Origin of the sequence: Klebsiella sp. RCJ4 (assembly GCF_009025755.1) — a bacterium.
GTDB classification, from domain to species: Bacteria; Pseudomonadota; Gammaproteobacteria; order Enterobacterales; family Enterobacteriaceae; genus Klebsiella; species Klebsiella michiganensis.
In genome coordinates, this window is record NZ_WCIN01000042.1 from 274,708 (window position 1) to 290,050 (window position 15,343).

Genomic DNA, 15,343 nt, shown 5'->3' on the forward strand with positions numbered 1-15,343 from the left:
GGCCTGCAAGAGAGACCAGGAACAACACTATGTTTGAAAAGCGTCACCGTATTACGCTGTTATTCAATGCCAACAAAGCCTACGATCGCCAGGTCGTTGAGGGCGTCGGCGAATATTTACAAGCATCGCAACTGGAATGGGATATCTTCATTGAGGAAGATTTTCGGGCACGAATTGAAAACATCAAAGAGTGGTTAGGCGACGGCGTTATTGCCGATTACGACGACCCGGAAATTGAAAACCTGCTGAGCGACGTGAATGTTCCGATTGTCGGCGTCGGCGGCTCCTTCCACCGCCCGGAGTGCTATCCGCCGGTTCACTATATCGCCACCGACAACGCCGCGCTGGTTGAGAGCGCCTTCCTGCATCTGAAGGAAAAAGGCATTAACCGCTTCGCCTTTTACGGCCTGCCCGCTTCCAGCTGTAAAGGCTGGGCCGCCGAGCGCGAACACGCGTTTTGCCAGCTGGTCGCCAGAGAGAAATATCGCGGCGTGGTCTATCAGGGTCTCGAGACGGCGCCGGAAAACTGGCAGCATGCGCAAAACCGCCTCGCCGACTGGCTGCAAACCCTGCCGCCGCAAACCGGCATCATCGCCGTTACCGATGCCCGCGCGCGCCACGTATTACAGGCCTGCGAGCGGCTGCATATCCCCGTCCCGGAAAAGCTGTGCGTTATCGGCATAGATAACGAAGAGCTTACCCGCTACCTGTCGCGCGTGGCGCTCTCCTCCGTTGCGCAGGGCACCCGTCAGATGGGCTACCAGGCGGCAAAGCTGCTGCATCGCCTGCTGGAGAATGAAGAGCTGCCGCTTCAGCGTCAGCTTATCCCGCCGATGCGCGTGGTAGAACGCCGCTCCACCGACTACCGTTCGCTCACCGATCCTTCGGTCATTCAGGCGATGCACTATATCCGTAACCACGCCTGTAAAGGGATTAAAGTTGAGCAGGTGCTGGACGCCGTGGGTATTTCCCGCTCGAATCTGGAAAAGCGCTTCAAAGAGGAAGTCGGCGAAACCATTCATACGGTGATCCACAGCGAGAAGCTGGAAAAAGCGCGCAGTCTGCTGGTATCAACCACCCTATCGATTAACGAAATCTCCCAGATGTGCGGCTATCCGTCGCTGCAGTATTTCTATTCGGTGTTTAAGAAAGAGTACGACGTGACGCCGAAGGAGTACCGCGACCGGCACAGCGAAGTCATGATGTAGCGCGCAAAGAAAAATGCCCGGGCTTACGCACCGGGCATCAATGATGACATGTAAGAGCAATTACATGTGCGCGGCTATCAACCGCTGGTTATCCTGATACATCGCGAAGAGATAGTTGTTATAGCTCGACCCTTTGGTCGAATAGCCCTTCAGCTTATGAATCATTGTGCTGGCGGTCACTTCCTGATCGGCTTTACGCAGCTGCGCACGCGATTTACGGAACGACGAGTAGGCCGGATGCGTATTCAGATTTCTGACATAGGCCTGAACGGACTCTTCCACCGAATCAAACTGGGAGTAGCCCTTCATCGCACCGCGGCAGTTTCCACCGCCACACTTCATACCAAATAAATTGTTGTTCACCCGCGCCAGCTTTGACGTTCCCCAGCCGCTTTCCGCCGCTGCCATGGTAGCGACCATGCTATTCGGGATAATGTCGACGCGCTCAAGCAGCGAATTCCATGGAATATGGCGAGTATTGCCGGACCACTTCACTTTATAGCGAGAGGCGATCTCTTTCAGCCGCGTACGCTCGCTCGGCGACCAGCGCGCATCGTACTGCTTGGAAACAAGCCAGTTACGATCGGCGGTAATCACCTGATTCTGTTTCGTAATGTAAGGCATTACCGTCCGGAGAAACGCTTTTTTCCTTGGTGTCCCGGAAGGGTATTTTCGCAAATCAGGAAGTGAACTGCTCTTTACACTATTGCGAGAATACTCTTGTTTACTGCTTACCTTGCTTACTTTAACGGTGCTTTTCTTCTTAACTATTGGGGCTTTATGACTCGTTGTTGCTGTGTGTGTTGTTGCCAGCACACTACCTGAAAATATGCAGGTAAGTAACATGAGTATCGCGGCCCCATATCGTCGAATGGGAGTCGATATCATTAGGTCTCCTGGTCGGATGCAATCATTCCAACGCCTTGTTTTTCACAAAAAATCGATAGTTGAATCGCGAATAGTATCAAAAATACCCAGATGACGCACCCACAGAAATAGTCCAATTCCGAAAAGCTGTCATCTGAAATCGGTTTCCGCCCCATGACAACAGTACAAAAATGCGACAACCCTCGCATTTTTTGCTTGTTTTTTGAACGCGATCACTCACCCTTTTTCATCCTCCCTGGAAAAGCGCCGGTGGGATGAGTTCATTAGACAGCCAGACGCGCAAACTGAACAAAAAACCGCACACAGGACTCCGGAATGAAACTCGCTGCGCTTGCGTCGCTGCTGTTGCCTGGGATGGCCTTCGCCGCCTGGACTACCGCAGATTTCCCCGCCTTTACCGAAGAAGGCACCGGCAGATTTATCAGTCAAAACGAGGTAGCAAAGGGTACGCGCCCTCTGCGGATTAATTTTGACCAACAGTGCTGGCAGCCTGCCGGCGCGATCAAGCTCAACCAGATGCTGTCTATGGAGCCTTGCCGCGATCCGGCGCCGCAGTGGCGCGTATTCCGCGATGGCCGCTATACCCTGGAAGTCGATACCCGTTCAGGTACGCCAACCATGATGGTCTCTCTGGAGGAGAAACAGACCGCCGCCGCCGCGCCGCAGATGAAGCAGTGTCCGAAATGGGATGGCAAGCCGCTTACCATTGACGTCAGCAAATCCTTCGCCGAAGGCAGTAAAGTTCGCGATTTCTATAGCGGTAATATCGCGACCGTCAGCAGCGGTAAAGTTACCCTCCAGCCGGCGTTTAACAGCAATGGTCTGCTGCTGCTTGAACGCGCGGAAACGGAAGCCGCCGCGCCGTTCAACTGGCATAACGCCACCGTCTATTTCGTGCTGACCGATCGCTTTGTCAACGGCAACCCGGCCAACGACAATAGCTATGGCCGCCACAAAGACGGCATGCAGGAAATTGGCACCTTCCACGGCGGCGACCTGCAGGGCCTGACCAGCAAACTGGATTACATCCAGCAGCTCGGCGTTAACGCGCTCTGGATCAGTTCGCCGCTGGAACAAATCCACGGCTGGGTCGGCGGCGGTACGAAAGGCGATTTCCCGCACTACGCCTATCACGGCTATTACACCCAGGACTGGACGAAGCTGGATGCCAATATGGGAACGGAAGACGATCTGCGCCGCCTCGTCGATGAGGCCCACAAGCGCGGGATCCGCATTCTGTTCGACGTGGTGATGAACCATACCGGCTACGCGACCCTGGCCGATATGCAGGAGTTTCAGTTTGGCTCGCTGTACATCCAGGGCGATGAGCTGAAAAAGACCCTCGGAGAGCGCTGGACCGACTGGAAGCCCCGCGCGGGACAAAGCTGGCACAGCTTTAACGACTACATTAACTTCAGCGACAAAGCCGGTTGGGAAAAATGGTGGGGCAAAAAGTGGATCCGCACCGATATTGGCGATTACGACAACCCCGGATTTGATGACCTGACGATGTCGCTGGCCTTCCTGCCGGATCTGAAAACCGAATCCACGGCGCCATCCGGCCTGCCAAACTTCTATCGCCATAAGCCGGATACCGCGGCCAAAGCGATCCCCGGCTATACGCCGCGCGATTATCTGACCCACTGGCTGAGCCAATGGGTGCGCGACTACGGCATCGACGGCTTCCGCGTCGATACCGCCAAGCACGTCGAGCAGGCCGCCTGGCTACAGTTAAAAACCCAGGCCACTGAAGCGCTGGCGGAATGGAAAAAAGCCAATCCGGATAAAGCGCTGGATAACGCGCCGTTCTGGATGACCGGCGAGGCCTGGGGCCACGGCGTGATGCAGAGCGACTACTATCGCCACGGTTTTGACGCAATGCTGAATTTTGATTATCAGGATCAGGCGGCGAAAGCGACAAGCTGCCTGGCGAATATCGACCTGACCTGGCAACATATGGCAGAGAAGCTTCAGGATTTCAATGTGTTAAGCTATCTCTCCTCGCACGATACCAGCCTGTTCCGCGAAGGCGGCAGCACGGCGGCGGAATTGCTGCTGCTCGCGCCTGGCGCAGTGCAGATCTTCTACGGCGATGAATCCTCGCGACCGTTCGGCCCGACCGGCTCCGATCCGCTACAGGGGACGCGCTCAGATATGAACTGGCAGGACGTCAGCGGCAAAGCCGCGCGCAGCGTGACCCACTGGGAGAAACTGGGCCAGTTCCGCGCCCGTCATCCGGCGATTGGCATGGGTAAACAAACCACCCTATCGATGGCGAAAGGCTACGGCTTTATTCGCGAGACCGGCGATGACAAAGTGATGGTGGTATGGGCAGGCCAGCAGTAGCCTTCTGACCCAAGGCTCCCCTGACACTCGGGGGAGCCTCTTCAGAACAAAAATCCAAAATATATTCATTTAGCAGCATAAAAACAAAATATCTCACTAATACCTCGATTTGCACCCTGTCTGCGCTGGCGTTATGGTTACCCACTTTCCTGGAATACCGACAGACTAATCGCGATGACATTTTCACTTTTTGGCGACAAATTTACCCGTCATTCGGGCATCACCCGCTTGATGGAAGACCTCAATGACGGCCTGCGTACCCCGGGCGCCATCATGCTGGGCGGCGGCAATCCCGCGCAGATTCCGGAAATGAATGATTACTTCCATAGCCTGCTGGCCGACATGCTGAACAGCGGTAAAGCCCTTGATGCGCTTTGTAATTATGACGGTCCGCAGGGTAAAAGCGAGCTGCTGGCCCTGCTGGCGCAGATGCTGCGTGATGAACTGGGTTGGGAGATCGAACCACAGAATATTGCACTGACAAACGGCAGTCAGAGCGCGTTTTTCTACTTGTTTAACCTCTTCGCAGGCCGTCGCGCGGATGGAACCACCCGTAAAGTGCTGTTTCCGTTGACGCCCGAGTACATCGGCTACGCCGATGCCGGCCTTGAAGAAGATCTGTTTGTCGCCACTCGCCCGAACATTGAGCTGCTGCCGGAAGGCCAGTTTAAATACCACGTGGATTTCGAACATTTGCAGGTCACGGACGAGACGGGAATGATCTGCGTTTCCCGCCCCACCAACCCAACGGGCAACGTGATCACCGACGATGAGCTGATTAAGCTGGATGCGCTGGCCAACCAGCACGGCATCCCGTTGGTGATTGATAACGCCTACGGCGTTCCGTTCCCGGGGATTATTTTCAGCGACGCCAGGCCGCTGTGGAATCCGAATATCGTGCTGTGCATGAGCCTCTCCAAGCTGGGCCTGCCGGGTAGCCGCTGCGGGATTATCATCGCTAACGAAAAAATCATCACCGCCATCAGTAATATGAACGGCATTATCAGCCTCGCCCCCGGCGGAATGGGGCCGGCCATGATGTGCGAGATGATTAAACGCAACGATCTTCTGCGCCTGTCGGAAACGGTGATTAAGCCGTTCTACTACCAGCGCGTTCAGGAGACTATCGCCATTATTCGCCGCTATTTGCCGGAAGATCGCTGCCTGATTCATAAACCGGAAGGCGCGATTTTTCTCTGGCTATGGTTTAAGGATCTGCCGATTTCTACCGAGCTGCTGTACCAGCGCCTGAAAAAGCGCGGCGTTCTGATGGTACCGGGCGACTATTTCTTCCCTGGCCTGGATAAACCGTGGCCGCACACGCATCAGTGCATGCGCATGAACTATGTGCCGGACCCGGAGAAGATTGAAGCAGGCGTGAAGATTCTCGCCGAAGAAGTTGAACGCGCATGGGGTGAACAGGACGCGTAAACGAGCGCCAGGATCCTGAATAATCCAGATATATTCCCGGCTCGCGCTGCGCTCAGCCGGGCTACAGGCTTCCAGCGATCTGCGGACAGGCAGCTCGAACAAGGCGCGCCAGCGCCGCCTCCGGGAACACGCCGTAAGAAGGCATCATCGCTACATCGCCAGCGCCATCCGCTGGCGACGTTCAGCGGCTATTCTCTCCAGCTCCATCGGTTCCATGCAGCGCAGCGCCTGCGTCGGGCATGCCGCCACGCAGGCCGGGCCTTCTTCACGATGGCCGCACAAATCGCACTTCAGCGCCTGTACGCCCTCCTCCACCCGCATCACCGTCATCGCGCCATAGGGGCACGCCACCATGCAGCTTTTGCAGCCGATGCAGCGGCGCTGATCAACGCGCCAGACCGAATTTTCCCGGCGGATAGCGCCCTCGGGGCAGACGTTGGCGCAGGGCGCATCTTCACACTGGCGGCAAAGCGTCGCCGTCGAGAGTTCGTCATTTTTCACCACGCGGATCCGCGGCGCAAAGCGCATGGCGGAAACGCCAGAACAGTCCTGGTCCCGCTGATGGGATACCACGCAGGCGACTTCACAGGTACGGCAGCCGATGCACTTTTGCGCATCCGCGATAATAAACCGGTTCATCCTTGCTCCACTGGGGATAAAAACGCAGAGTGCCAGAAAAAACCGCTTCCGCGCCTTGATCCTGAATGGAGTCAGCGGCGTTTTCTCTCAGATGCCCGGGACAATTTGGTCATCTGCCTTACCCTTCCCGCACGGAAAAGCCCAGTTCGCGGGAAATCGCCTCTGCCGTATCGCGCAGCGGCTTGAGTAAATTCTTCTCTCCTACCTGCTTGAGGCGCGATGTTGATAAGGAGATAGAAATGGCATAAGGCACGCGTCCATGAATATCGAAAACCGGGACCGCCAGGCAGGACACGCCCAACTCGTTCTCTTCCCTGTCCATCGCCATATTACGCTCGCGGATCTGCGCCAGCTCATCATGCATCGCAGGTAAGCCGGTAATGGTATTCCGGGTCAGCGGCTGAATAATATCCTGGTGTGAATTCCAGTAGCTCTCAACGTAGTCAGGATGGCCAAACGCCATATAAATCTTGCCCATTGCCGAGCAGTACAGCGGCATATGCTGGCCAATATAGGCGCGCGTACGCAGCATGCCGGTGGTCGGCTCCAGCTTATAAATCAGGATAGCGTGGTCATCTTCACGGCTGGAGAAGTTCACCGTCTCGCCGGTGGCCAGGTTGAGCGCCTCAAGATGCGGCGCCGCGACGTGGATGATATTGAGCGACGACAAAGCCTTTTGGCCAACGGCGATAAACTTTGTCGTCAGACGATAGCTCCCCGCCGCTGGGGCTGGCGTCACGTAGCCGCAGGATTGCAGCCCCTGCAATAAGCGATGAACGGTGCTTTTGTTCAGGCCCGCCAGTTCCGACAGATGCGCCAGCGGGCATCCGTTTGGGTAATTACTCAGGATCTCAATCAGCATCAACCCACGAAAAAGGCTCTGGCTTCCGGCAGGCCTCTCTTTGTCTTGCGTTACATCGCTCTCTTTTGTGCCCATCGTTTCCGCTCCCCGTTTTTGTCGCGTTCAGATGGTAGCGCAAAGTGTGTTTCAGTTCACGATCTGAACCGAAAAAACACAACTTTATGATTTTTATGATTTTTAAAAATAACGCCGCCCGTTGATCTGATAAAAATTGATCGCTATATTTGAAATCAGATTTCGCATAGTGAAATTTAGAGATAAAAAAGCGATCAACTCTGACCAGGGAAACAGGAATGAAAGTAACGTTTGAGCAGTTAAAAGAGGCATTCAATCGAGTACTGCTGGCGCGGGGTATCGCCGCAGAAACCGCCGATGCCTGCGCAGAAATGTTTGCCCGCACCACCGAATCCGGCGTCTATTCTCACGGCGTGAACCGCTTTCCTCGCTTCATCCAGCAGCTGGACAACGGCGACATCATCCCCGAGGCTAAACCGCAGCGGGTGACCAGCCTAGGCGCTATCGAACAGTGGGATGCCCAGCGCTCCATCGGCAACCTGACGGCGAAAAAGATGATGGACCGGGCCATCGAACTGGCTTCCGATCACGGTATCGGCCTGGTGGCGTTACGTAACGCCAACCACTGGATGCGCGGCGGCAGCTATGGCTGGCAGGCGGCGGAAAAAGGCTACATCGGCATCTGCTGGACCAACTCCATCGCCGTTATGCCGCCATGGGGCGCTAAGGAGTGCCGTATCGGTACCAATCCGCTGATCGTCGCCATTCCGTCGACGCCGATCACCATGGTGGATATGTCGATGTCGATGTTCTCCTACGGCATGCTGGAAGTTAACCGCCTTGCCGGCCGCGAGCTGCCCGTGGACGGCGGATTCGACGATGAAGGTCATTTGACCAAAGAACCGGGGGTTATCGAGAAAAACCGCCGTATTTTGCCGATGGGCTACTGGAAAGGTTCCGGCCTGTCGATCGTGCTGGATATGATTGCCACCCTGCTTTCCAACGGCTCTTCCGTTGCCGAAGTGACTCAGGAAAACAGCGATGAATATGGCGTTTCGCAGATCTTCATCGCCATAGAAGTGGATAAGCTGATCGATGGCGCAACCCGCGACGCCAAACTGCAGCGGATTATGGATTTCATCACCACCGCCGAACGCGCCGATGAAAATGTGGCGGTCCGCCTGCCCGGCCATGAATTTACCCGACTGCTGGATGAAAACCGCCGCAACGGTATTACCGTCGATGACAGCGTATGGGCCAAAATTCAGGCGCTGTAAGGAGCTCACCCATGATTTTTGGCCATATTGCTCAACCGAATCCGTGTCGTCTGCCCGCGGCCATTGAACAGGCGCTTGATTTCCTGCGCACGACGGATTTTCACGCGCTGGAACCCGGCGTCGTGGAAATCGACGGCAAGAACATCTTCGCGCAGATTATTGACTTAACCACCCGAGATGCCGCTGACAATCGTCCGGAGGTTCACCGTCGCTATCTGGATATCCAGTTTCTGGCGTGGGGTGAAGAAAAAATCGGTATCGCCATTGATACCGGCAATAATCAAATCAGCGAATCGTTGTTAGAACAGCGCGATATTATTTTCTATCACGACAGCGAACATGAATCGTTCTTTGAAATGACGCCAGGCAACTATGCGATATTTTTCCCGCAAGATGTGCATCGTCCTGGATGTAATAAAACTGTAGCCACCCCGATCCGCAAAATAGTCGTTAAGGTCGCTATTTCAGTTTTATAATAAGGAGCACAAAATGAATTCGAATAATACCGGTTACATTATCGGTGCGTACCCCTGTGCACCCTCATTTCACCAAAAGAGTGAAGAGGAAGAGACGGAATTCTGGCGGCAGCTCTCCGACACCCCGGATATTCGCGGGCTGGAGCAACCCTGCCTTGAACATCTTCATCCGCTCGGCGACGAGTGGTTATTGCGCCATACCCCGGGACACTGGCAGATTGTCGTTACCGCCATCATGGAAACCATGCGCCGCCGCGGTGAAAACGGCGGCTTTGGGCTGGCATCCAGCGACGAAGAGCAGCGCAAAGCCTGCGTGGAGTACTATCGTCACCTGCAGCAGAAGATCGCTAAAATCAATGGTAAGACCGCCGGAAAGGTCATTGCCCTTGAGCTTCACGCCGCCCCGCTGGCGGGCAATGCCAACGTGGAGCAGGCTACCGACGCCTTTGCTCGTTCATTAAAAGAGATTACCCGCTGGGACTGGTCCTGCGAGCTGGTTCTGGAGCACTGCGACGCGATGACCGGCACCGCGCCGCGCAAAGGATTTTTGCCGTTAGAAAACGTGCTGGAAGCCATTGCCGACTACGACATCAGCATCTGTATCAACTGGGCGCGCTCTGCTATTGAAGGGCGGAATACCGTTCTACCGCTCACCCATACGCAGCAGGCAAAACGGGCAGGGAAGCTCGGCGCGCTGATGTTTTCCGGCACGACGCAAACCGGCGAGTACGGCGAATGGCAGGATTTACACGCGCCGTTCGCGCCTTTCTGCCCGCAGGGCCTGATGACCACCGACCACGCCCGTGAATTATTTGCCTGCTCAGGAGCCGATCCCCTGCAATTCTCAGGTATCAAATTACTGGAAATCACTGCCAGCGCAAACGTTGACCATCGCATCGCGATATTACGCGACGGCATCTCAGCGCTAAAACAAGCACAATAATAATAACCACCTTCATCGCCAGAATATTTTTTAATATTACGAGACTATAAAGATGAATATAACCTCTAACTCTACACCCAAAGATATACCGCGCCAGCGCTGGTTAAGAATTATTCCCCCAATACTGATCACCTGTATTATTTCTTATATGGACCGGGTCAATATTGCCTTTGCCATGCCCGGCGGCATGGACGCCGACTTAGGTATTTCCGCCACCATGGCGGGGCTGGCGGGCGGTATTTTCTTTATCGGTTATCTATTTTTACAGGTTCCCGGCGGGAAAATTGCCGTTCACGGCAGCGGTAAGAAATTTATCGGCTGGTCGCTGGTCGCCTGGGCGGTTATCTCCGTGCTGACGGGGTTAATTACCAATCAGTACCAGCTGCTGGCTCTGCGCTTCTTACTAGGCGTGGCGGAAGGCGGCATGCTGCCGGTTGTTCTCACCATGATCAGTAACTGGTTCCCTGATGCGGAACGCGGTCGCGCCAACGCGATTGTCATTATGTTCGTGCCGATTGCCGGGATTATCACCGCCCCGCTTTCAGGCTGGATCATCACGGTTCTCGACTGGCGCTGGCTGTTTATTATCGAAGGTTTGCTCTCGCTGGTTGTTTTAGTTCTGTGGACCTACACCATCTATGACCGTCCGCAGGAAGCGCGCTGGATCTCTAAAGCAGAGCAGAACTATCTGGTCGAGACGCTGGCCGCAGAGCAAAGGGCCATTGCCGGCACCGAGGTGAAAAACGCCTCTCTGAGCGCCGTTCTCTCCGACAAAACCATGTGGCAGCTTATCGCCCTGAACTTCTTCTACCAGACCGGCATTTACGGCTACACCCTGTGGCTGCCCACCATTCTGAAAGAATTAACCCACAGCAGCATGGGGCAGGTCGGGATGCTCGCCATTCTGCCGTACGTCGGCGCCATTGCCGGGATGTTCCTGTTCTCTTCTCTTTCAGACCGAACCGGTAAACGCAAGCTGTTCGTCTGCCTGCCGCTGATTGGCTTCGCTCTGTGCATGTTCCTGTCGGTGGCGCTGAAAAATCAAATATGGCTCTCCTATGCCGCGCTGGTCGGCTGCGGATTCTTCCTGCAATCGGCGGCTGGCGTGTTCTGGACCATCCCGGCACGTCTGTTCAGCGCTGAAATGGCGGGCGGCGCGCGCGGGGTTATCAACGCGCTTGGCAACCTCGGCGGATTTTGTGGTCCTTATGCGGTCGGGGTTCTGATCACGCTGTACAGCAAAGACGCCGGCGTTTATTGCCTGGCGATCTCCCTGGCGCTGGCCGCGCTGATGGCGCTGCTGCTGCCGGCGAAATGCGATGCCGGTGCTGCGCCGGTAAAGACGATAAACCCACATAAACGCACTGCGTAAAATCGAGCCCGGCGGCGCTGCGCCTGCCGGGCCTGCGAAATATGCCGGGTCCTCCCGGCAAGAATGAGATGCGAAAGATGAGCAAGAAACAGGCCTTCTGGCTGGGTATTGATTGTGGCGGCACGTATCTGAAAGCCGGTTTATATGATGCCGAAGGTCATGAACATGGCATTGTGCGGCAAGCGCTACAGACGATGTCGCCCCTGCCGGGTTACGCCGAACGCGACATGCATCAGCTCTGGCAACACTGCGCGGCAACCATTGCCGGACTATTACAACGGGCAGGGGTATCCGGTGAACAGATTAAAGGCGTGGGCATCTCCGCTCAGGGTAAGGGTCTCTTTCTCCTCGATAAGCAGGATCGGCCGCTGGGTAACGCCATCCTCTCCTCCGATCGTCGGGCGCTGAATATCGTTCAGCGCTGGCAGCGGGACCGTATTCCCGAACGGCTCTATCCCGTTACCCGCCAGACGCTATGGACCGGGCATCCGGCTTCTCTGCTGCGCTGGGTCAAAGAGAATGACCCCCAGCGCTACGCGCAAATTGGCTGCGTGATGATGGGGCATGACTATCTGCGCTGGTGCCTAACCGGCGTGAAAGGCTGCGAGGAGAGCAACATCTCCGAGTCCAACCTCTACAACATGTCCACGGGCCAGTACGACCCGTGTCTGACCCAATGGCTGGGGATCGGCGAAGTGGATAGCGCGCTGCCCCCCGTTGTAGGGTCAGCCGAAATATGCGGGGAGATCACCGCTCAGGCAGCCGCTTTAACCGGTCTGGCGGCGGGTACTCCCGTCGTTGGCGGCCTGTTTGACGTGGTCTCCACCGCCCTTTGCGCCGGGATTGAGGATGAGTCGACCCTCAATGCGGTGATGGGAACCTGGGCCGTCACCAGCGGTATCGCTCACGGTCTGCGCGAACATGAGGCTCACCCTTACGTCTATGGCCGCTACGTCAATGACGGCCAGTATATCGTTCACGAAGCCAGCCCGACCTCATCCGGCAACCTCGAATGGTTTACCGCCCAGTGGGGCGATCTCTCGTTTGATGAGATCAATCAGGCCGTAGCCAGTTTGCCGAAAGCCGGGAGCGAGCTGTTTTTTCTGCCGTTTCTCTACGGTAGCAACGCCGGGCTGGAGATGACCTGCGGCTTTTACGGCATGCAGGCGCTGCATACCCGCGCGCACCTGCTGCAGGCGGTTTATGAAGGCGTGGTATTCAGCCATATGACCCATCTCAACCGTATGCGCGAACGCTTTACAAGCGTTCAGGCCCTGCGCGTCACCGGCGGCCCGGCGCACTCCGACGTCTGGATGCAAATGCTGGCGGACGTCAGCGGCTTACGCGTTGAACTGCCGCAGGTGGAAGAGACCGGCTGCTTTGGCGCTGCCCTCGCGGCGCGCGTCGGCACCGGCGTATACCGCAGCTTTAGCGAAGCCCGGCGCGCCCTGCTGCACCCGGTACGCACGCTGCTGCCCGATATGACCGCCCACGCGCGCTATCAGCGCAAATACCGCCACTACCAGGATTTGATTGAAGCACTACAGGGCTACCACACCCGTATTAAGGAGCACGCATTATGAGCCGACCATTACTGCAGCTGGCGCTCGACCACACCAGCCTTCAGGCTGCGCAGCGCGATGTCGCCCTGCTACAGGATCACGTTGATATCGTGGAGGCGGGGACCATCCTCTGTTTGACCGAGGGGCTTAACGCAGTTACAGCCCTGCGCGCCCAGTGTCCGCAGAAGATCATCGTCGCCGACTGGAAAGTCGCCGACGCCGGTCAAACCCTGGCGCAGCAGGCCTTTGGCGCTGGCGCCAACTGGATGACCATCATCTGCGCCGCGCCGCTCGCCACGGTCGAGAAAGGCCACGCCGTGGCCCAGGCCTGCGGCGGTGAAATTCAGATGGAGCTGTTCGGCAACTGGACGCTGGATGACGCCCGCGCCTGGTACCGTACCGGCGTCCATCAGGCAATTTACCATCGCGGGCGCGATGCCCAGGCCAGCGGGCAGCAGTGGGGGGAGGCGGATCTGGCGCGCATGAAAGCGCTCTCCGACATTGGCCTTGAGCTATCGATCACCGGCGGGATTACCCCGGCCGATCTGCCGCTGTTCAAGGATATCAACGTCAAAGCGTTTATTGCCGGGCGCGCGCTGGCAGGCGCTGCCCATCCGGCACGGGTTGCCGCCGAATTCCACGCGCAAATCGACGCTATCTGGGGAGAACAGCATGCGTAACCACCCGTTAGGTATTTATGAAAAAGCGCTGGCGAAGGATCTCAGCTGGCCTGAACGGCTGGTGCTGGCCAAAAGCTGCGGTTTTGATTTTGTCGAAATGTCGGTGGACGAGACCGACGAACGCCTTTCGCGCCTGGAGTGGACATCGGCCCAGCGGGCATCGCTGGTGAGCGCGATGCTGGAAACCGGCGTCGCTATTCCCTCAATGTGCCTGTCCGCCCATCGCCGTTTCCCCTTTGGCAGCCGCGACGAGGCGGTACGCGAGCGGGCGCGGGAGATTATGACCAAAGCCATCCGCCTGGCGCGCGATCTGGGGATTCGTACTATTCAGCTGGCGGGTTACGACGTCTATTACGAAGAGCACGATGAAGGCACCCGGCAGCGTTTTGCCGAAGGGCTGGCCTGGGCGGTAGAACAGGCCGCCGCCGCGCAGGTGATGCTGGCGGTGGAGATCATGGACACCGCCTTTATGAACTCCATCAGCAAATGGAAAAAGTGGGACGAGAGGCTTTCGTCACCGTGGTTTACCGTCTATCCGGACGTCGGCAACCTCAGCGCCTGGGGGAACGACGTCACCGCCGAGCTGAAACTGGGTATCGATCGTATCGCCGCCATCCACCTGAAGGACACGCTGCCCGTGACCGACGATAGCCCGGGCCAGTTCCGCGACGTGCCGTTCGGTGAAGGATGCGTTGATTTTGTCGGCATCTTTAAGACGCTGCATGAGCTGAACTACCGCGGTTCGTTTCTGATTGAGATGTGGACGGAGAAGGCCAGCGAACCGGTACTGGAGATTATCCAGGCCCGGCGCTGGATTGAATCACGGATGCAGGAAGGAGGTTTCATATGTTAGAGCAACTGAAAGCCGAGGTGCTGGCGGCAAACCTGGCGCTCCCGGCGCACCGGCTGGTCACCTTTACCTGGGGCAACGTCAGCGCGGTGGATGAAACGCGCCGTCTGATGGTCATTAAGCCCTCCGGCGTCGAATATGAGGTGATGACCGCCGACGATATGGTGGTCGTAGAGATCGCCAGCGGTAAGATCGTTGAAGGCGCTAAAAAACCCTCTTCGGATACGCCAACGCATCTGGCGCTTTATCGTCGCTATCCGCAGATCGGCGGGATCGTGCATACCCACTCCCGCCATGCGACGATCTGGTCGCAGGCCGGTCTCGATCTCCCCGCCTGGGGCACCACCCACGCCGACTATTTTTATGGCGCCATTCCCTGCACCCGGCCGATGACCGTTGAGGAGATTAACGGGGAGTATGAGTATCAGACCGGCGAAGTGATTATCAAAACCTTTGAACAGCGCGGTCTGGATCCGGCGCAAATCCCGGCGGTATTAGTCCATTCGCACGGCCCGTTTGCCTGGGGTAAAGATGCGGCCGACGCCGTACATAACGCCGTGGTACTTGAAGAGTGCGCCTATATGGGCCTGTTCTCGCGCCAGCTGGCGCCACAGCTGCCGGATATGCAGTCTGAACTGCTCGATAAACACTACCTGCGTAAACACGGCGCGAATGCCTATTACGGGCAAAACTAACACCGCGGGATTCCCGGATGGCGGCTAACGCCTTATCCGGGCTACCGGCGGTCTGCGGTCCCGTAGCCCGGGCAAGGCGCTTTGCGCCGCCCCGGGGGA

At 56.8% G+C, this 15,343-nt stretch carries 14 protein-coding genes; 11 read left to right on the plus strand and 3 right to left on the minus strand.

Annotated features, from left to right (window positions below; genetic code table 11):
• Window positions 1-29 precede the first annotated feature (29 nt).
• A complete protein-coding gene (xylR, locus tag F8562_RS22090; RefSeq protein WP_014839762.1) occupies window positions 30-1,208 on the plus strand; it encodes a D-xylose utilization transcriptional activator XylR in 1,179 nt (392 codons plus the stop codon).
• Between the two features lie 60 nt (window positions 1,209-1,268).
• On the opposite strand, the gene F8562_RS22095 is transcribed toward xylR, so the two are convergent.
• Window positions 1,269-2,096 carry a protein bax gene (locus F8562_RS22095; RefSeq protein WP_071881704.1) on the minus strand — a complete coding sequence of 276 codons (828 nt, stop codon included), beginning with the start codon at window positions 2,094-2,096 and terminating at the stop codon, window positions 1,269-1,271.
• Window positions 2,097-2,411: 315 nt separating this feature from the next.
• Between F8562_RS22095 and F8562_RS22100 the strand changes: the two genes are divergently transcribed.
• Together F8562_RS22100 and avtA are read left to right on the plus strand one after the other, a co-directional pair.
• Window positions 2,412-4,442: an alpha-amylase gene (locus tag F8562_RS22100; RefSeq protein WP_014227210.1), complete on the plus strand. Its 2,031-nt coding sequence runs from the start codon at window positions 2,412-2,414 to the stop codon at window positions 4,440-4,442.
• A gap of 174 nt (window positions 4,443-4,616) precedes the next feature.
• A complete protein-coding gene (avtA, locus tag F8562_RS22105; RefSeq protein ID WP_014227211.1) occupies window positions 4,617-5,873 on the plus strand; it encodes a valine--pyruvate transaminase in 1,257 nt (418 codons plus the stop codon).
• Between the two features lie 150 nt (window positions 5,874-6,023).
• On the opposite strand, the gene F8562_RS22110 is transcribed toward avtA, so the two are convergent.
• Window positions 6,024-6,512 (minus strand): 4Fe-4S binding protein, encoded by a 489-nt coding sequence (locus F8562_RS22110; RefSeq protein ID WP_014839764.1) that lies wholly within the window; start codon window positions 6,510-6,512, stop codon window positions 6,024-6,026.
• A gap of 118 nt (window positions 6,513-6,630) precedes the next feature.
• On the minus strand, window positions 6,631-7,449 hold the full coding sequence (yiaJ, locus tag F8562_RS22115; protein WP_014839765.1) for an IclR family transcriptional regulator YiaJ: 819 nt from the start codon (window positions 7,447-7,449) through the stop codon (window positions 6,631-6,633).
• Between the two features lie 218 nt (window positions 7,450-7,667).
• Between yiaJ and yiaK the strand changes: the two genes are divergently transcribed.
• The 8 genes from yiaK to araD all read left to right on the plus strand — a co-directional run bounded on the left by yiaK (window position 7,668) and on the right by araD (window position 15,244).
• Entirely contained in the window at window positions 7,668-8,666 is a 999-nt protein-coding gene (gene yiaK / locus F8562_RS22125; protein ID WP_014839766.1) for a 3-dehydro-L-gulonate 2-dehydrogenase, read from the plus strand.
• Window positions 8,667-8,677: 11 nt separating this feature from the next.
• On the plus strand, window positions 8,678-9,142 hold the full coding sequence (locus F8562_RS22130) for a YhcH/YjgK/YiaL family protein (protein ID WP_014839767.1): 465 nt from the start codon (window positions 8,678-8,680) through the stop codon (window positions 9,140-9,142).
• Window positions 9,143-9,155: 13 nt separating this feature from the next.
• Window positions 9,156-10,085 (plus strand): DUF4862 family protein, encoded by a 930-nt coding sequence (locus tag F8562_RS22135; protein WP_014839768.1) that lies wholly within the window; start codon window positions 9,156-9,158, stop codon window positions 10,083-10,085.
• A 52-nt stretch (window positions 10,086-10,137) separates the two neighbouring features.
• Complete coding sequence (locus F8562_RS22140; RefSeq protein WP_014839769.1) at window positions 10,138-11,457, plus strand: MFS transporter; 1,320 nt, start codon at window positions 10,138-10,140, stop codon at window positions 11,455-11,457.
• A gap of 77 nt (window positions 11,458-11,534) precedes the next feature.
• Entirely contained in the window at window positions 11,535-13,040 is a 1,506-nt protein-coding gene (locus F8562_RS22145) for an FGGY-family carbohydrate kinase (protein WP_014839770.1), read from the plus strand.
• On the plus strand, window positions 13,037-13,699 hold the full coding sequence (ulaD, locus tag F8562_RS22150) for a 3-keto-L-gulonate-6-phosphate decarboxylase UlaD (protein WP_014839771.1): 663 nt from the start codon (window positions 13,037-13,039) through the stop codon (window positions 13,697-13,699). Before F8562_RS22145 ends, ulaD begins: the two co-directional genes overlap by 4 nt.
• Window positions 13,692-14,552, plus strand: coding sequence for an L-ribulose-5-phosphate 3-epimerase (locus F8562_RS22155; RefSeq protein ID WP_014839772.1), 861 nt, complete (start codon window positions 13,692-13,694; stop codon window positions 14,550-14,552). The genes ulaD and F8562_RS22155 overlap by 8 nt, the downstream gene beginning before the upstream one ends.
• The gene (gene araD, locus F8562_RS22160; protein WP_014839773.1) at window positions 14,546-15,244 is read left to right on the plus strand and encodes an L-ribulose-5-phosphate 4-epimerase; all 699 of its coding nucleotides are present in this window, start codon (window positions 14,546-14,548) and stop codon (window positions 15,242-15,244) included. Before F8562_RS22155 ends, araD begins: the two co-directional genes overlap by 7 nt.
• The last annotated feature ends 99 nt before the right edge of the window (window positions 15,245-15,343 follow it).